The 17,070-nt window shown below is 72.0% G+C and carries 14 protein-coding genes; 5 read left to right on the top strand and 9 right to left on the bottom strand.

The features are described 5' to 3' along the window. The first annotated feature begins 170 nt into the window (after window positions 1-170). Together AABM36_RS10965 and AABM36_RS10970 are read left to right on the top strand one after the other, a co-directional pair. Window positions 171-791, top strand: coding sequence for a TetR/AcrR family transcriptional regulator (locus tag AABM36_RS10965; RefSeq protein ID WP_423446254.1), 621 nt, complete (start codon window positions 171-173; stop codon window positions 789-791). Continuing rightward, window positions 788-2,614 (top strand): MDR family MFS transporter, encoded by a 1,827-nt coding sequence (locus tag AABM36_RS10970; RefSeq protein ID WP_423446256.1) that lies wholly within the window; start codon window positions 788-790, stop codon window positions 2,612-2,614. Before AABM36_RS10965 ends, AABM36_RS10970 begins: the two co-directional genes overlap by 4 nt. A gap of 205 nt (window positions 2,615-2,819) precedes the next feature. Here the strand turns inward: AABM36_RS10970 and AABM36_RS10975 are convergent, their stop codons facing one another. The 4 genes from AABM36_RS10975 to galU form a co-directional block, all read right to left on the bottom strand. Then, window positions 2,820-4,724, bottom strand: coding sequence for a CHAD domain-containing protein (locus tag AABM36_RS10975; protein ID WP_423446257.1), 1,905 nt, complete (start codon window positions 4,722-4,724; stop codon window positions 2,820-2,822). A gap of 84 nt (window positions 4,725-4,808) precedes the next feature. Continuing rightward, window positions 4,809-5,507 carry a hypothetical protein gene (locus AABM36_RS10980; protein ID WP_423446259.1) on the bottom strand — a complete coding sequence of 233 codons (699 nt, stop codon included), beginning with the start codon at window positions 5,505-5,507 and terminating at the stop codon, window positions 4,809-4,811. 423 nt (window positions 5,508-5,930) lie between these two features. Continuing rightward, window positions 5,931-6,575, bottom strand: coding sequence for a GNAT family N-acetyltransferase (locus tag AABM36_RS10985; RefSeq protein ID WP_423446260.1), 645 nt, complete (start codon window positions 6,573-6,575; stop codon window positions 5,931-5,933). A gap of 13 nt (window positions 6,576-6,588) precedes the next feature. Next, the gene (gene galU / locus AABM36_RS10990; RefSeq protein WP_423446262.1) at window positions 6,589-7,497 is read right to left on the bottom strand and encodes a UTP--glucose-1-phosphate uridylyltransferase GalU; all 909 of its coding nucleotides are present in this window, start codon (window positions 7,495-7,497) and stop codon (window positions 6,589-6,591) included. Between the two features lie 110 nt (window positions 7,498-7,607). Here galU and AABM36_RS10995 point away from each other — a divergent pair, with 110 nt between their 5' ends. From AABM36_RS10995 to cpaB, 3 genes are all read left to right on the top strand, one after another. Next, window positions 7,608-8,225, top strand: coding sequence for a 5-formyltetrahydrofolate cyclo-ligase (locus AABM36_RS10995; RefSeq protein ID WP_423446264.1), 618 nt, complete (start codon window positions 7,608-7,610; stop codon window positions 8,223-8,225). Between the two features lie 135 nt (window positions 8,226-8,360). Beyond that, entirely contained in the window at window positions 8,361-8,717 is a 357-nt protein-coding gene (locus tag AABM36_RS11000; protein WP_423446266.1) for an FmdB family zinc ribbon protein, read from the top strand. Window positions 8,718-8,910: 193 nt separating this feature from the next. After that, window positions 8,911-9,585 carry a Flp pilus assembly protein CpaB gene (gene cpaB / locus AABM36_RS11005; protein WP_423446268.1) on the top strand — a complete coding sequence of 225 codons (675 nt, stop codon included), beginning with the start codon at window positions 8,911-8,913 and terminating at the stop codon, window positions 9,583-9,585. Window positions 9,586-9,674: 89 nt separating this feature from the next. Here cpaB and AABM36_RS11010 read toward each other — a convergent pair whose 3' ends face one another. The 5 genes from AABM36_RS11010 to AABM36_RS11030 form a co-directional block, all read right to left on the bottom strand. Beyond that, the gene (locus AABM36_RS11010) at window positions 9,675-9,839 is read right to left on the bottom strand and encodes a hypothetical protein (protein WP_423446270.1); all 165 of its coding nucleotides are present in this window, start codon (window positions 9,837-9,839) and stop codon (window positions 9,675-9,677) included. Between the two features lie 37 nt (window positions 9,840-9,876). Further along, window positions 9,877-13,719, bottom strand: a complete 3,843-nt coding sequence (locus tag AABM36_RS11015) for a hypothetical protein (RefSeq protein ID WP_423446272.1) — start codon at window positions 13,717-13,719, stop codon at window positions 9,877-9,879. 96 nt (window positions 13,720-13,815) lie between these two features. Next, a complete protein-coding gene (gene guaA, locus AABM36_RS11020; RefSeq protein WP_423446274.1) occupies window positions 13,816-15,414 on the bottom strand; it encodes a glutamine-hydrolyzing GMP synthase in 1,599 nt (532 codons plus the stop codon). Between the two features lie 42 nt (window positions 15,415-15,456). Further along, window positions 15,457-16,050, bottom strand: coding sequence for a DUF3817 domain-containing protein (locus AABM36_RS11025; RefSeq protein ID WP_191873409.1), 594 nt, complete (start codon window positions 16,048-16,050; stop codon window positions 15,457-15,459). After that, complete coding sequence (locus AABM36_RS11030; protein WP_423446276.1) at window positions 16,043-17,023, bottom strand: SURF1 family protein; 981 nt, start codon at window positions 17,021-17,023, stop codon at window positions 16,043-16,045. The genes AABM36_RS11025 and AABM36_RS11030 overlap by 8 nt, the downstream gene beginning before the upstream one ends. Between the last annotated feature and the right edge of the window lie 47 nt (window positions 17,024-17,070).

Raw genomic sequence — 17,070 nt, forward strand, 5'->3', positions numbered from 1 at the left:
GGGGCGCTGGGACGCCGGGCGGTGTGCGGTCTCGGGCCGACCGAAAGCCGTCCGCTCCCCGCCCCGCAGGCCTCCGTTCACGGGCCGTGCCGTGCCTCCGTGAGCGGGATCATACACTCCGGGCAAACTCTGCACTTGTGCAAGTTTGCACGAGTGCATAATGTTGGCGCGTGACACATCCACAACCCTCGTTGCGTGAACGCCATCGCGTGCGCACCCTCACGGAGATCCACCGGGCCGCCCTCGAGCTGGCCGCCGGTGGCAGCTTCTCCGACACCACGGTGGACGCGATCGCGGAGAGCGCGGGCATCTCCCGGCGCACGTTCTTCAACTACTACGCGAGCAAGGAGGACGCGGTGCTGGGCATCACCCCGCCGCAGATCTCCGAGTGCGCGCACGCGCGCTACATGGACCACGAGACCGGGGACGAGTTCGCCCGCACCGTGCGGCTGTTCATGGACGTCCTGCGGGAGTCCACCGGGCCGCCCGAGTTCGTGTCCCGCCGCCGCGAGCTCGTGGAGCAGTACCCCGAGCTCAAGCGGCGCATCGGCATCCACGTCAACGCCGCCGAGAACCTCGTGGTCTCCACGGTGGCCGAACAGGCCGGGCAGGGTGCCCTGCCCCGCTCCGAGGAGACCACCCACGCCTACGTGCTGCTGGCGGGGTCCGTGATCAAGTTCGTCTTCCGCACCGACACGCACCTGGCCACCGTCTCCGACGACGCCGCCGTCCAGCACGCTCTCGACCACGCCATCGGCGTCTTCCGCACCGCTTTCAAGGAGATTGCATGACCGCCACCGCTTCCCGGGCCGCCGCCGGCCCCGCGACGGAAGAGAAAACCCCACACCTGGGACTGCTGTTCGCGAGCCTCATGATCGTCATGCTGCTCGCGTCCCTGGACCAGACCATCCTCTCCACCGCCCTGCCCACCATCGTGGGTGAGCTGGGCGGCGTGGACCACATGAGCTGGGTCATCACCGGCTACATCCTGGCCTCCACGGTGATGATGCCCGTCTACGGGCGCATCTCCGACCTCCTGGGCCGCAAGCCCGTCCTGATCGCCGCCCTGGTGCTGTTCCTCATCGGCTCCGGCATGGGCGCCGCGGCCGGAACCATGGGCTGGCTCATCGCCGCTCGTGTGGTGCAGGGCCTGGGCGGTGGCGGACTCATCATCCTCGCCCAGACCTCCATCGCGGACGTGGTCCCCGCCCGTGAGCGCGGCAAGTACATGGGCGTCATGGGCGCCGTGTTCGCCGTGTCCTCGGTGGCCGGCCCCCTGCTGGGCGGCTGGCTCACGGAGGGCCCCGGCTGGCGCTGGGCGTTCTCCCTGAACATCCCCCTCGGTCTGCTCGCGATCGCCGCCGTGGCCGTGTTCCTGCGCGTGCCGCCGCGTCCCCGCGAGGAGAACACGCGCATCGACTTCCTGGGCATGGCCCTGCTCGCCGCCACCACCACGTGCCTGATCCTGGTGTGCACGTGGGGAGGCACCCAGTACGAGTGGACCTCCCCGCAGATCCTGCTGCTCAGCGCCACCACCGTGGCCGGTGCCATCGCCTTCGTGGTGGCCGAGACCCGCGCCACGAGCCCGGTGATCCCGCTGTCCCTGTTCAAGGACCGCAACTTCACGCTGACCACCCTCACCGGCCTGGCCGTGGGCGTGGCCATGTTCGGTGCGATCGGCTACATGCCCACCTACATCCAGATGGTCAAGGGCGTGGACGCCACCCAGGCCGGTCTGCTCATGACCCCCATGATGGGCTCCCTGCTGGTTGCGTCCATCGTGTCCGGGCAGATCGTCTCCCGCACGGGACGCTACAAGCTGTTCCCCCTGGTGGGCATGACCATCATGGCCGTGGGTCTGTGGCTCATGTCCACCCTGGAGGTCTCCGACCCCACGTGGAAGATGTGCGTGTTCCTCTCCGTGTTCGGCATCGGCATCGGTCTCACCATGCAGATCCTGGTGCTGATCGTGCAGAACTCCGTGCCCAACCGGATCGTGGGCACGGCCACCGCGTCCAGCAACTTCTTCCGCCAGGTGGGCGCCACGGTGGGCTCCGCCGTGGTGGGTTCGCTGTTCATCTCCCGCCTGAAGGATCTGATGGCGGAGAACCTGCCGCCCCTGCCGCCTGAGGCCTCCGGCTCCGTGGACGCCAACTCCTTCACGCCGGAGACCGTGCACGAGCTGCCGCCGATGATCCAGGACCCCGTGATCCAGTCCTACAATGACGCGCTGCTGCCCATCTTTTTGGCCATGATCCCGCTGGCCGTGGTGGCGTTCCTGCTGCTGCTGTTCGTGGAGGAGAAGCCCCTGGCCACCCGCGTGGACCGCACCGGGACCGGCGAGATCTCCACGGTGCAGGCCACCGTCACGGAGTCCGGGGCCACGGCCGCCTCCGACGCCTCTGACGCCTCTGACGCCTCTGACAGTGTGGAAGACGCCGCGGTGTCGGCGGACACCGGAGCCACTGGTGCCGCCGAGCGTGAGCCCGAGCCCGTTGCCGCCCGGCCCGCCACCGGTGGGGCGGACACCAGCACCACCCCCGTTTCCACGGGTGAGGGATCTGGCCAGCGGACCCGCAGGTCAGGACGCCGGGCGCCGCGCCACCGCGCCTGAGCCCATCCGCTGGGCGGACACGCACGACGAAGCGCCCCGTCGACGATCACCCGTCGACGGGGCGCTTGCACACGTCACACCTGGCCACAGTCCCGGGGCCGCGGGACCAGCGGGGGTCATGCCCGCCGCTGGCCGCAGCCGGCGTCCGTCTCCACCGCAGACCACCGGAGCCCAGTGGTGACGGGCGCTGTGGCGCCCGAGCGGGTCAGTCCTGCGAGGGCAGCTCGTCCCGCAGGTCCTCCACGAGGTCCTCCAGGATCTCGGCGGCCTCCAGCATCCCGTTGCGCAGCTCGGTGAGCTCCATCCCGTGGAGCACGCCCACCGCGTAGCGGTCCTTGCCGGTGCGCTGGAACGAGCGGGCGGCGCGGGCGAGCCACTCCTCCATGACCGCGGCGTCCGTGATCACCCCGAGGTCGTCCTGGTAGTCCTTGGCCACCACGGCGGCGCGGATCCGCTTCTTCCCGGCCTTGGCGTGCGCGCGTCCCAGGGCTTCGGACACGTAGCGCGCGGACTTGGCGGCCTTGCGGGTCTCGTGCAGCACCTCGAACGCCGCCGCCGTCTGCAGGGAGTCCTTGCCGGGCAGGGCGATCCGCTCCCCCACGTCCATGGCCATCTCGCTCAGCGAGACCTCGGACCCCGGCTCGGGCGGGGTGGTGCTGGCCGTGACGACCACGCGGTTCAGCGCCGCGCCGAGCACCGCCTTGGCGAACTTCCTGTCGGACAGCGCGGCGGCCTCCTCCGTGAAGCCCTCACCGCGTCCGAGCGCGTGCAGGTCCCGGACGAGCTGGAGGTAGTCCTGGCTGTCCAGCTCCCGCCGGACCGCCCGCCCGGTGCCGGTCCCCAGGTGGCTGGCCGCCTCGCGCAGATCTTCCTTGGCGGCGCCGCTCAGCACACCCGCAGGCTGGCCGTCGAGCAGCACGTCCAGCCGCTCCAGGGCAACCTCCTGGTCCCGGGCGTCGCCGAGCACACGCGCCAGGTCCTTGAGCCGCTGCTCCATGTCCGCCACCACGTCCTCGGCCACGAATCCGCGGGACGCCTGGAGCACGCTGCGCAGCGCCCGCGAGCGCACGCGCATCTGGTGCACCGAGTCCTCGGCCCGGATGCGCACCGCGAAGTCCCAGCGCTGCAGCTGCGAGGTCAGGTGGGAGATCATCTCCGCGAGGACGTCCGCCCCCGTCCGTTCTCCCCGCTCTTCGGCGTCGGACGACGACGCCGCGTCCTTGCCCTTGGTGCGTCCGGCCTCGCCCGTGAAACCCTTGCCGTCCTTCTCGTTCTTGCCGTTCTTCGTGCCCTTGCCGCCCGTGGACGTCTTCCTCTTGGACGAGCTCTTGTCCTTCTTCTTCCCCGAGCCCTTGTCCTTCGACGAGTCCTTCCCGGACGGCTGCTCCCCCTCAGGCTCCCCCGCGCCCGGCGCGGACCCCGGAGAGGTGGCGGCCGCGGCATCGTCGGACGTGACGGCGGCGTGCTCCGGCGAGACCACGCGCACCGCGTCCCCGCCGTCCTGGCCGAGGGCCCGGGCGATCTTGGCCACCGAGGAGGACGGTTCGGCGCCCGCGGCGAACAGCACGGTCTCCACGGCCTCGAACACGGCCTTGGCCTGCTTCTCCGTGAGGTCGTCGCGCGTGAGCTCGACCTCGCACTCGGTCCACTCCCGGGACACCCCCGCTCGCTCGTCCCGCGCGGAGACGGCGTCCAGGCACAGCTCGGCGTACTGCCCGTCCTCGGCGAGGACCGGGTACAGGGTGCGCCGGGTGTCCACGGTGGCCACGGGCTTCAGGTCCTCGCCCAGGGTCAGCCCCAGCAGCACCTTGCGCAGCGCCGCCGGGAGCCGGGTCGGGGCAGTCTTGAGTGGCTCGTAGTGCAGCTCGCCGCGCACCGCGCCGGCCTCGTACTTCACGTGCCAGCCGTCGTCGCTGCCACCGGTACGACGCCGCACGGCCACCGCGGAGCGCGCGAGCAGCAGATCGGCGGTGTCGTAGTACGTGGCGCTCATGTCGTGCTCCACGGGATCGCCCACGGTGAAGTGCTCCAGCTTGTGCAGCTTGAGCTTGGGCTTCTTCTTCCCCGCGACGTCGTACTTGCGTTCGATCTCAACCTGATGCGTGACCATGGTGCTCCCTGTGTGGAACGCGCCGCGGCCCTGTTCGGGATCCGCGGCGCGCTGCTGTCGTCAAATCGGTAGGTGCTGGAGGCCTCAGGCCCGGCGTCGCTTCAGGACGTCGTCCAGGTTCAGCGCGGCGCTCTCCTGCTCGCCTGCTCGGACCGCGTCCTTGAGGGACGTGGTGGTGGCTGCCGGGCGCTGCGGCACCCGCAGCGGTTCCGGTGCGCGGCGCTGCACCACGGGCGCCTGGGTGTAGAGCGGCTTGGGCACGGGGACCGGTTCCCACGTGGCCGCGGTGGATCCCGTGGCTGCCGAGCTGCGGGCCACCTTGAGTGCCTCCGCGCGCAGCTCCGCCACGCTGTAGGTCTTCTCGGCGGCGGGGCGCTCGGGCTCCACCGTCTCGGGCAGCTGACCCTCGGCGGGCAGGTCCAGGGCGGCGTCCGCCTGCAGCTCCTGCTCCTCGCGGTCCTGGCGTGCCTGGTCCTCGTTGTCGAAGATGGCGTGCTGGGCGGGGGCCGCCTGGCGCGTGGTGGCCCGGGCCGACACGCCGGCGCGGTCGGTGACGGCGAGGTAGCGCAGACCCGCCACGCAGCCGGCTCCCAGCAGGAGCAGCACCACGGGCACGGCCCACGTGACGGCCGTGAAGGGCGCAGCGATGGCGGTGAGCACGGCGGCCAGGACGAGCGCGGCACCGGTCAGGAACACGATGGTGCGGTCCCACTTGATCCGGAGACCCGCCACGGATCCGCGGCGGACGGTGATGGCGGACGGCGCATGTGCCGAAGTGTCCATGGCTGTCGTCTCCCGTTCATGAAGCTGTACTGAGGCCGTGGCCTCCACTCTACTGGGCGTGCTGCGGACGTGCTCGCGGGGACGGTCCGCCGGGTGGAGCAACAGGTCCGGGGCCTCCACCTGGGCGCGGACCGGAACGCTGGTGCGCCTGGCCACGTGCGGTGCGAACCAGATCACGCACAGCACGATGATAGCGGCCAGAACCGCTGAACTGCTCACCCATGACAAACCCACTGTTTCAGGGTAGGGCAGGTGAGAAGGATTCCCGGGGTGGAATGAGCGTGTTGCTCACATCAATGTAATTCGATGGTCCTGGGGCGGTGTTCGAGTGCCCGTCAGCCACCCGTCGTCCGGTTCATGGCCCGGCCGTCGTGTCCCCGGGGCCGGTCGCTCGGCGGGCGCGCCCGCGCACCCGGCGGCAGGTCAGCGCAGCCCGCGCCGCACGGTGATGCCCTCGTCCTCGCCGGTGAACCGGCGCACGAGGCCTCCCGGGACCTCCTCGGCCGTGAGCGCGAAGCTGCGGTGGTCCGCCCACCGGCCGGCGATGTGCAGGAAACGCTCCCGCAGACCCTCGTCCCGGAACCCCAGTTTCTCCACGACCCGCAGGGACTTCACATTCTCGGGACGGATGTTGATCTCCATCCGGTGCAGCCGCAGGTGCTGGAAGCAGTAGTCGGTGGCCATGGCCACGGCCATCGGGGCAATCCCCCGGCCCGCCTGCGCGCCGTCCACCCAGTACCCCAGACTGGCCGAGCGGAACGATCCCAGGGTGATGCCCGAGACGGTCAGCTGCCCCACGAGCTCCTGCCGCCTGCTCACCGGGTCCAGCTCCGTGATCAGCCACGGGAGCGACTGCCCGGCCCGCGCCTGCTGCCGCATCTGCCGCACGAAGCTGCGGTACGACGGCGCTGTGCCAGCCGCCTCGGGGTTGCTCGCCTCCCAGGGCTCGAGCCACTCCCGGTTGCGGTAGCGCACCCGGTCCCACTCGCCGCGGTCACTCATGACCAGTGGGCGCAGCATCAGCTGCGCCCACTGGACGGTGACGGGCCACTCGGCTGCCGTGCTCACCCGGTGCGGGGCCTCAGGCGTCGAGGGTCTTGGCGTAGTCCGCGATCCAGGACCGCAGACCCGGGCCGAGGTCGTCGCGCTCGCACGCGAGCTCGATGTTGGCCTTGAGGTAGGAGAGCTTGTCACCGGTGTCGAAGCGGCGTCCCTTGAACACCACGCCGTACATGCCGTGGGCGTCCTCGCCACGATCCGCAACGGTCTGCATGGCGTCCGTCAGCTGGATCTCGCCGCCGCGGCCCGGTGCAGTGTTCTCGAGGATCTCGAAGATCTCCGGGTGCAGCACGTAGCGGCCGATGATCGCCAGGTTGGAGGGGGCGTCCTCCGGGGCCGGCTTCTCCACCAGACCGTTGACCCGCACGAAGTCCTCGCCCTCCACCGCGGTGACGTCGGCGCAGCCGTAGGCGCTGATGCTCTCGCGCGGCACCTCCATGAGGGCCACCACGGAGCCGCCGGTGCGCTCCTGGACCTCGATCATCCGGGAGAGCAGGTCTTCCTTCTCGTCGATCAGGTCGTCGCCGAGCAGCACCGCGAAGGGGTCCTCCCCCACGTGGATCTTGGCACGCAGCACGGCGTGGCCGAGGCCCTGGGGGTCCTGCTGGCGCAGGTAGTGGATCTCCCCGAGGTCCGAGGCGTGCTCCACCTCGGAGAGCAGGGCGTCCTTGCCCGACTCCTTCAGCTGGGCCTCGAGCGCGGGAACGCGGTCGAAGTGGTCCTCCAGGGCCCGCTTGGAGCGGCCCGTGATCATGAGGACGTCGTCCAGGCCGGCGTCCACGGCCTCCTGGACCACGTACTGGATGGCCGGGCGGTCCACGACCGGCAGCATCTCCTTGGGCATCGCCTTGGTGGCGGGCAGGAAGCGGGTGCCCAGTCCCGCGGCGGGGATGACGGCCTTGTGTACGCGCTTGGTTTCGTGAGGGCTCATGGACTTAGGGTAAACGACGAGGCATCCGCCCCCCGGTTCCAACTCTCGGATCCGAGCGGTAATGCACTCCGTGTACTCCCAAGAGCGGACAGCCAGCCAGGAGCGTGCCCATGGAACAGCCCTCAGGGGACCGCGCCGCCAAGGCGACCCTGCGCGCGCACGTGCTCGAGCGGCGCCGTCACCGCAGCGCGGGGGCACGCCGGGAGGCGCAGACGGGCCTGGGGACGCACCTCACCCGGCTTCTCGCAGAGACGGGAGCGGGCGACGTCGCCGGCTTCCTCCCGCTGCCCGACGAACCTCCGCTGCTGCCCGCGCTCGAGGACGCCCACCGGCGGGGACGGCGCGTGTGGCTGCCGGTCGTGGCCCCGCGGCGGGCGCTGGCCTGGGTGCAGTGGCGCCCCGGGGCCGCACTGGTGGACGGCGCGCTGCCCGGCCTGCGCGAACCCGCCGGCCCGCGGCACGGTCCGGAGGTGTTCGCCGCCGTCCGCGTCCTGGTGGTCCCGGTGGTGGCCGTGGACCGCGGCGGCGTGCGACTGGGTTTTGGTGGCGGCTACTACGACCGGTTCCTGGAGGCCCTCGAGACCGCCGGGCACCGGCCCCGGACCGTGGCGTGCTGCTTCGCGGACGAGGTGCTCCCCGCCGGAGAGGTCCCGGCGGAGCCCCACGACGCGGTGCTGGCCGAGGTCCTCACCGAGCACGGCGTCGTGGCGCTGGGCGGGTCCGCCTGAGCGCACCCGTGCGGGTGGGCCAGGTGGGCGTGGCCCGGGTTGGCCAGGCCCAGGTTGGCGCGGTCCAGCGGGAGCCCGCGAGTAGGATGTGACGTCGGTGAACCACCGTCCCTCCCGCTCCCGAAGGAATCATCCGTGCCCGTTTACGCCTACGCCTGCAAAGACTGCGGCCATGCTTTCGACATCCGCCAGTCCTTCTCCGACGACGCCCTGACCGTGTGCCCCGAGTGCGGGGGCGTGCTGCGCAAGAAGTTCAACTCCGTGGGCGTGGTGTTCAAGGGCTCCGGCTTCTACCGCACCGACTCCCGCTCCGGGGCGTCCGGGGATGCCGGCACCGCCTCCGGTTCCGGATCCGCTGGTGATTCCGGGGCCACCGGTGGTTCTGGAGCCTCCGGGGACAGCGCGGCCACCGGCAGCGGCTCCGGCTCCTCGGGAAGCGCCGCCTCGACCCCCTCGGCCGCGTCCTCCACGGGCTCGGGCTCCGGGAGCTGAACGTCGGGCGGTTCCGCTTCCTCCCGGTAACCCCATGGCGCGTGGGTCGACCCGATCCGCCCCCGTGCCGGTCGCTCCGGGACCGCGGCGAGCGCCCTGCACAGTCTCGGACCGGGTACGGCAGACCTGGGCGCACTGCACCGCTCACCGGGTGTCGGCCCAGTGATGCTCCGTGTCGGCCTAGCGTCCCGGTATGAGCTCACCACCCCGTCCGCACTATCCCCTGGGTCTGAGGCTGCGCACCGCGGTGCGCCGGCGCCACCGGCTCGTGGCGGCCGCCCTCTGCGCGCTGGCCCTCACGATCGTGGTCCTCCGGCTCGCTCCGCCCGGTGACCGGACCACCCCCGTGGTGACCGCCGCCCACGACGTTCCCGCGGGCACCGCCCTGACCGCGGAGGACCTCGCCGTGTCCGAGTTCCCCGTGGACCTCGCTCCGGCAGCGGCCTTCACCGGCATTCCCGAGGCGGGCGGTCAGACCACCACCGTGGCGCTCTCCCCCGGTCAGCCGGTGACCTCCACCAGTGTGCTGGGGCCAGGGGTGCTGACCGGACAGCCCCCGGGGACGACCGCCGCCACGGTTCGCGTGAACGATCCGGCGGTGCTGCGTCACATCCGCCCCGGGGACGCCGTGGACGTCGTGCACCACGCGGACGACGCCTCGGCCGCGCGCGGTCGATCGGTCGCCCGCTCGGTCACGGTGCTGTGGGCCTCGGGATCCGCGTCCGGAGGCGACACATCCCTTCTCGCTCCGGCCGGGACGGACACGGACTCCGGTCTGGTGGTGCTGGCCGCTCCCCGGGAGACCGCCGCGGATCTCGCCGTCCTGGAGGGTTCCGGCCGGGTGTCGCTCGTCCTCGTGGCACCGTGACCCTCCGAGCGGTGACCGCGCCCCGCTCGGACCGGCAGCATCCCACGCGGGGCGGCGGGGCGGACCCGTGGCGCAGCCGGTACGGAGAGTCAGCCCCAGTGCGGGGGCCGCTGCTCGCGCAGCCACTGCTCGTGCCCGCCCGAGGTCCCGGTCTCCCGGGGGTCCGGGGCGTCCGAGCCGAGCGACGGCGTGTCCTCGCCCCACACGGAGCCGCCCAGGGCGCGCTCCTGATCGGGAGCGGTCCCCCCGGTCACGCGACGGTGGGACCCGCGCCGTCGAGCGCGGGGGGTCTCATCCGTCACGGTCCGCGCTCCCCTGCGCAGCGCGCGGCGCCGGGGCGGCTGCTGCCCCGGCCTCGGCACCCGGGAGTCCCAGGTAGCGCTGCACGAGTCCGGCCACCGTCTGTGGATCGGTGAAGACCTCCACGGACCACAGGCTCACGTAGTTCCACCCCGCGCGCTCGAGGTGCTGCGGGATCAGCCGGGATCGTTCGCGCACGCTCAGGGCACGGCTGCGGTCGGAGCCGTCCGACTGCAGGGCCACGGGGATCCGGACGGGAGCGTCGTCGTCCCCGCGGTGCAGGACCGCGCCGGCGGACAGTGATTCGGCGTCCGCGTGCGCCGCCATGTCCACGGCGTGCGCGTAGCCGGTGTGCACGGTGGCTCCGGCGGCACGCAGCCGCCGCGCGAGGTCGGCCACGAGCGCATCGGTCGCGGCCCCGGGGTCGTCCGCGGGTGCCGGTGCGCGCTCGGACGTGGTCTCCTCCCCGAACAGCACCTCGAGCATGTGGTACATATCCTTGGCCCCGTGCTGCAGCCGCCGCAGCTCGGTGTCCTTGGGGTGGATGGACGTCACGATGTGCGTGTGGCGGCGCGAGCGGGTCATCCCCCGCACGAACGCCTGGCGGCCGTCCCGCTCGGACAGCGAGCCCAGCTGCGGCGTGCTGCGCCCGGACGTGGTCCGCCCGAAGCCCAGCGAGAAGATCACGGTGTCCCGTTCGATGCCGGCCGCCCGGTGCAGCTCCACCACCCGGAAGGACTCGTGGCCCGGCGCGAAGAACTCCGCGGACTCGCCGGACTCGCGCAGCCTGCGCTGCACCGCCTGCGCCACGCGCGCGGCGTGCATCGCGCTCGCGGTCACCACGGCCAGCGAGCGCTCCGGGTGGCGCGCCGCGTGGGCGAAGACCAGGTCCACGGTGCGCTGCACCTCTGCCGCCGGGGCCTGCACACCTTCGCTCCCGGCCGTGAGCACACCCACACCGTCCACCACGTACTCCGCGGAGAGACCCGTGGTGGCACCCATGAGCTCGGAGGCGTAGGGCACGCGGGTCAGCGCGCCGTCGTAGAAGGCCTCGTTGAGGTAGGAGAACAGGCGGGGGTCCATGGGGCGCCGCACCGAGGTCAGCGAGCGGGAGTCCACCACGCGGGACAGCGTCTCGTACGCGGAGTCCACCTCGGTCACGGGCTGCGGGGTGTCCTGCGCGCTCACGCGGGGAGCCACCGTGAACGGTTGCGGGCCGCCCGCGTGGGGGTCGCCGAACGCGATCACCTGCTCCGCCTTGACCACCGCGGGAAGCGTTGCGGCCAGCGGCGTGGACTCGGCGTCCAGGATCACGACGGCGTCCACGGCCTGCTCGTCGCCGAGGGTCGCCGTGAGCACGAGCGGACTGGCCGTCCACACGGGCACCAGGGAGGGCGTGAGGTGCTGGACCCGGTCCAGCTCCTCGGTGCGGACCCGTCCGCTGCGCAGCATGTCGCGCAGGGTGCGGGCCTCCCGCGGGAACCGCCTGGCGTCACGGGCCCACCGCGTGGCGAGCTCGTGCTCCAGCCGTGCCGGGGCCGCGGCGATGTGCGCGGAGTCGGCGCGCCGGAAGGCGGACTCGGTCTTGCGCAGCTGGGAACCGTCCGGCATGGCCACGAAGTCGTCACCGCTGATCATGGCCTCGAGGACGGACTGCCACCACGCCAGCTCGAGCTCGTCGTCCACCTGCTCGGCGGGCACGCCCCGCGACTCGAGGTCCGCGAGGAACTCCCCCAGCCCACGGGCCCGAAGGTCCTCGAGCAGCACGGTCCGCTCGGGCAGGGTGCTCAGGTGGGCCTCGTCGTTGATCAGCTCGTCCAGGATCGTCTGGAGCTCGTCCACGGTGGCGGTCTCCAGCCGGGCCGCCGTGGCCGAGCCCTCCAGGGCGATGGCCAGGCCCTCGAGGTCCTCGCGGAACCGGCGGTGGGTGCGCAGAGTCTCCTCTGCACGGTCGGACACGGCCGGCTGCTCCAGGGTGGTGGCCCACTGCCGCCAGCGGTCCCGCTCGGACTGCACCTTCACGAGCGCGGCGTGCAGGTCCGACAGGTGCACGCCCGGGCGGATGTACTCCTTGGCCGCCTTGCGCAGCCGCGAGCGCTGCAGTCCGCTGAGCTCGATCTCGTGGTCACGGCGCCAGGACGCGGAGGCCGTGGCGGCGATCAGGTCCGTGACGGGGCGGTCGTAGATGTCCGGGGTGAGGTGGCGCAGCGAGTTGCCCACGTCGATCACCAGCTCGAGCTGCTGCTCCCACTCCGCGATCGTGGAGCCCACCCGCAGCCCGGACACCCCCAGGACGTGACGCATGGCGGTGGACAGCGTGGTCAGTTCCAGCAGCAGGGACTTCGCGAGATCGTGCGCCTGACGGGCCTCGTCGTCGTTGACCAGGCGGGCACCGTGCCACGGGCCGGCGAGCGTGGCCGGGTCGAAGGCCCCCAGGGCGGCGGCGCGCTGCAGCTGGCGCCGCACCTCGCCGCGGTGGGACACGGCGTCGAGCACGGAGCGCCGGAAGCGCACCGTGGTCTGGGGGCCGGGGTCCCGTGCGGTCAGCTCTGCGAGGGCCTGCATGGCCTCGTAGGGGGACGCCTGCCAGCGCGGTCGGCGGGTGTGCAGCGACTCCTCGTGCACGCGCAGCTGCTCCCGGGTGCGCTGCAGCGCCTCCCGGATCGGTTCGGTGTGCGGTTCCTCCGTGCGCTCGTTGCGGGCCACCGCGCGCACGAGCCGCTCGGCGACGTCGTCCGGGCTGAGGTGGGAGCCCAGCGGGAGCACGAGCGAGTCCAGGCCCGTGCGGTTCCAGGCGCGGTTGAAGGCGGCCAGGGTGGTGCGGGACTCGCCCAGCACCAGGACGCTGCGCCCGCGGTGCACCAGGGCGCCCACGGTGGAGACCACGGTGTCCACCGCGGCGGTGCCCACGGGGGTGCCCACCACGAAGCTCTCCCCCTGCTCCGCGAGGTCCACGACCTCCTGCTGGTTCGCGTCCAGGTCCGTGAGCAGCAGCTCGTCCGCGGGATCCCGGCGGTCCAGGGCGGGGGCATCGTTCGAGAGGCTGCGCACCACGGGCAGCTTGCCCACCTCGGAGTCCTTCAGGCGTGCCAGGTCCTGCACCAGGCGGGTGCGCGCCACCACGTGCTCGTCCGCCGGACGCTCGTGCAGGTCCGCGAACGTGGAGACCACCAGCTGGTGCTCCACGTGCATCCCGGGGACCTCCACGGCGAGCTGCCGCAGGGTCTCGAGCACGGGGGTGGGGTCCAGCTTGCGGGTGCCGTACGCCAGCCGGGACATCTCCGCGGTGGCCAGCTCCACCCCGTGGTCCTCCCGCAGCCTGCGCACGAGCGCGGGGTTCAGGTGCGCCGGTCCCACGATGTGCAGTTCGAAGTCCTTGTGGTCCGGGCGCAGCTTCACGGTCACCGGCGCCAGCAGGACGGGGGCGATGAAGCGCCGCAGCCCGTCCGCCACGGGGTCCGCGAGCCAGGAGGCGGTGCCCGCCGCGAGGTAGGCGGCGTCCAGCCCGTGACCCACGGACAGCTCGTGGATCTTGGTGCGCAGCGCCCGGGCGGAGCGCACCGCACGGTCGTACGCGGGCGTGTTCTGGTGGATCATCGTGGACAGCCGCGTGGGCCGCTGCATCAGCAGCTGCGCCTGCCCCGAGGAGTTGGCCTCCGTGAGGTCGATGCACACGTTGTCCACCTGGTTGAAGTCCAGGAGGGTGTCCGGCCCCGTGTACGCGTCCATCTGCTGGGTCCACGCGCGCAGGGACACGCGGGGGTGCTCCTGGGGCCCCTGCGCGGCGTCCGTGTCCTGGGGGGTGGGTCGCGGGCTGTCCTGGGGTGTCGGCATGGTGCTCCTACTCACGAGTGCGCCGGTCCGCGCGCCACGGGGGACGTGGGGCCGACCGGCGCACCGGGACTGACGATGGCTCTCAGAGGGCGGGGATCACTCCCACTCGATGGTTCCCGGCGGCTTGGACGTCACGTCCAGGACCACGCGGTTGATCTCCTCGACCTCGTTGGTGATGCGGTTGGACACGCGGGCCAGCAGCTCGGAGGGCAGCCGGGACCAGTCGGCGGTCATGGCGTCCTCGGAGCTGACCGGGCGCAGCACGATCGGGTGGCCGTAGGTGCGGCCGTCACCCTGCACGCCCACGGAGCGGACGTCCGCGAGCAGGACCACGGGCATCTGCCAGACCTCGTCGTCCAGGCCCGCCCGGGTGAGCTCCTCACGGGCGATCGCGTCCGCGCGGCGCAGCACGTCCAGGCGCTCCTCCGTGACCTCGCCGATGATGCGGATGCCCAGACCCGGACCCGGGAAGGGCTGGCGGCCCACGATGTTCTCGGGCAGTCCGAGCTCGCGGCCCACCGCGCGCACCTCGTCCTTGAACAGGGCCCGCAGCGGCTCCACGAGCTCGAACTGCAGGTCCTCGGGGAGCCCGCCCACGTTGTGGTGGCTCTTGATGTTGGCGGCGCCCTCGCCACCGCCGGACTCGACGACGTCCGGGTAGAGGGTGCCCTGGACCAGGAACCGCACGGGCCGGCCGTCCTGGGCCTCCTCGCGCAGCACCTTCTCCTCCGCGGCCTCGAACGCGCGGATGAACTCCCGGCCGATGGCCTTGCGCTTGGTCTCGGGGTCCGTGACGCCCTGGAGCGCGTCCAGGAAGCGGTCCTGCTCGCGGGCAATGTGGAGCTTGACGCCCGTGGCGGCCACGTAGTCCTTCTCCACCTGCGCCACCTCGTCCTGGCGCATCAGTCCGTGGTCCACGAGCACGCACGTGAGGCGGTCCCCGATGGCACGCTGCACGAGGGCCGCGGCCACGGCGGAGTCCACACCGCCGGAGAGACCGCACAGCGCCTTGCCGTCACCCACCTGGGCACGGATCGCGGCCACCTGCTCCTCGATGATGTTGCCGGTGGACCACGTGGGGGTCAGCTGAGCGCCGTTGAAGAGGAAGTTCTCCAGCACGTTCTGCCCGTGGGCGGAGTGCTTGACCTCGGGGTGCCACTGCACACCGTAGAGGCGGCGCTCGCGGTTCTCGAAGGCCGCCACAGGAGCGCCCTCGGTGGTGGCGAGCGTGGTGAACCCCTCGGGGGCGGCCGTGACGGAGTCCCCGTGGCTCATCCACACCGTCTGCACGTCCGGGGTGCCGTCCAGCAGGGTGCCCACGGCGGTGTCCGGGCACGTGGCGGTGGTGGCGCCGTACTCGCGCACACCGGTGCGCTCCACGGTGCCGCCCAGGGCGTTGGCCATGACCTGGAACCCGTAACAGATGCCCAGCACGGGCACGCCGGCCTCGAACAGCTCGGCATCGCGCTGCGGCGCACCGGGCGCGTACACGGAGGCGGGGCCCCCGGAGAGGATCAGTGCGGCGGGGTTGCGCCGCAGGATCTGCTCGGTGGACCAGGTGTGCGGGACGATCTCGGAGTACACGTTCGCCTCGCGGACCCGGCGGGCGATCAGCTGCGCGTACTGCGCACCGTAATCGACCACGAGGACCGGGCGCTGCTCCAGTTCGCTCAGGGTGTCAGGGGTTTCAGTCACGCCCTCAAGTCTAGAACACGAGCAGAGTCCCACCGGTGGTGCTCAGTAGCGCTTGGCGGCCTTGGGGTTGGCCGCGAGCTCCGCCTCGGTGGAGCGGTGGATCTTGCGCTCCACGATGAACGAGAGGAACGGCACCACGCCGCCCAGCGCCATGACGATGAGCTGGGCGAACGGCCACCGCATGAGGGACCACACCCGCAGGCACGAGAGCAGGTAGATGACGTAGAACCAGCCGTGGACGATCAGGATCCACGTGGAGATGTTCACGCCGCCGGCCAGGTTCTCCAGCTCAAGGTTCTGCCAGCCCAGTGCGACGGTCTCACCCGTCACCTTGTCGGTGCCGCCCGCGATGAGGTCGTATCCCAGCCCGTAGCGGGTGATCATCTCGGCCACGAGCAGCAGCAGGAAGGTGCCGGAGATCCACGCGCACACCTTGTAGAACGTCAGCGCGCCGCGAATCTGCGCCTCGGTGCCGCCGAAGCGGCGTCGGGGCTTGAGCGCGGCGGCCTTGGCGCGCACGCTGTCCGGCACGGTGGCGCGCTCGGGGCTGGCGTCCTCGGGTGCGCTCACCCGCACGCCGTCGGTGCGGCGGACCGGGCGGGGCTGCGGATCGGAGTGCGGCGTGGGGTCAGTCATCAGTGGCTCCGTTGTCGGATCGCGGGGTGGCGCGGGGCCCGGCGGTGCGGTCCGCCCCGGCCACCGCGGGCTGGTCGTCGAAGTAGTAGTAGCGCTGGTCCTGGGCGTCCCAGTAGTAGTAGGACTGCTCGGACTCGTCCCAGAAGTAGTCGCCGTCGAAGTAGAAGTACTGCTCGGGGTTCTGGCGCCGCAGGTACTCGTCCCGCACGTAGCGCCACCACAGGAACACCGCGAAGCCCGCGAACACGACCCACTCCACGGCGTAGAAGAGGTTCAGGGCGTGGACGGACGTGTCCGTGGGCTGCTGGTCGATCTGCAGCTCCGCGAGCCCCTCCCCCATGGGAGCGGCCGACGCCGCCAGGGTGCCCTCCGGGGTCACGGGCGCCGGCTGCGCGGCAGGATTCTCCGAGAACGAGGCCACGTACCCGGCGTACACGGGCGCGTCCCACAGGTTGCTCAGCTGCGCCGAGGCCACGGTGGCCACCTGGTCGGCGGGCAGGGCCTCGCTCGGCATGGGCGACTCCGTGGGCATGAGCCTGCCGATCACCCGGACCTCGCCCGACGGCGCGGCGGGCACCTCGTCCGGGGACGCCACCCACCCGCGGGCCACGGCGATGGAGAGGTCTTCGTCCGCGGCGTCCCAGCGGTCCTGCGAACCGGGGATCACGAGCTGCGAGACCACCCAGTACCCCGAGTCGCCATCGTGCAGACGTCCGGGTACCAGGACCGTGGAGTCGGGGACATAGCGCCCCACCACGGAGACCACGTGGTCCGCCTGCTGGGCCGAGGTCGGCTCGCCGGGGGCCGTCACGGTCTCCAGCGCCGAGACACGGTCCTTGGCCGGGTCCGCCACGGTGGCCGCGCTGCGGGACGCGTTCAGCTGCCACGCGCTCAGTCCCACGAACAGGGACGCCACGAGCAGCGCCACGGCCAGGAAGGCCAGTGAACGGGGGCGCAACGCGGTTTTGAGCACGACCCAACACTACTGGCCCGCCCTGGGCGTTCTCCAAACCCCCGGCG

Origin of the sequence: Kocuria sp. KSNUG (genome assembly GCF_049532735.1) — a bacterium.
GTDB lineage: Bacteria > Actinomycetota > Actinomycetes > Actinomycetales > Micrococcaceae > Kocuria > Kocuria rhizophila.

Coding starts and splice junctions, on each gene's coding strand:
- AABM36_RS10970 (WP_423446256.1), top strand. CDS start 788: ATGACCGCCACCGCTTCCCGGGCCGCCGCCGGCCCCGCGACGGAAGAG.
- AABM36_RS10975 (WP_423446257.1), bottom strand. CDS start 4,724: ATGGTCACGCATCAGGTTGAGATCGAACGCAAGTACGACGTCGCGGGG.
- AABM36_RS10980 (WP_423446259.1), bottom strand. CDS start 5,507: ATGGACACTTCGGCACATGCGCCGTCCGCCATCACCGTCCGCCGCGGA.
- galU (WP_423446262.1), bottom strand. CDS start 7,497: ATGAGCCCTCACGAAACCAAGCGCGTACACAAGGCCGTCATCCCCGCC.
- AABM36_RS10995 (WP_423446264.1), top strand. CDS start 7,608: ATGGAACAGCCCTCAGGGGACCGCGCCGCCAAGGCGACCCTGCGCGCG.
- cpaB (WP_423446268.1), top strand. CDS start 8,911: ATGAGCTCACCACCCCGTCCGCACTATCCCCTGGGTCTGAGGCTGCGC.
- AABM36_RS11015 (WP_423446272.1), bottom strand. CDS start 13,719: ATGCCGACACCCCAGGACAGCCCGCGACCCACCCCCCAGGACACGGAC.
- AABM36_RS11025 (WP_191873409.1), bottom strand. CDS start 16,050: ATGACTGACCCCACGCCGCACTCCGATCCGCAGCCCCGCCCGGTCCGC.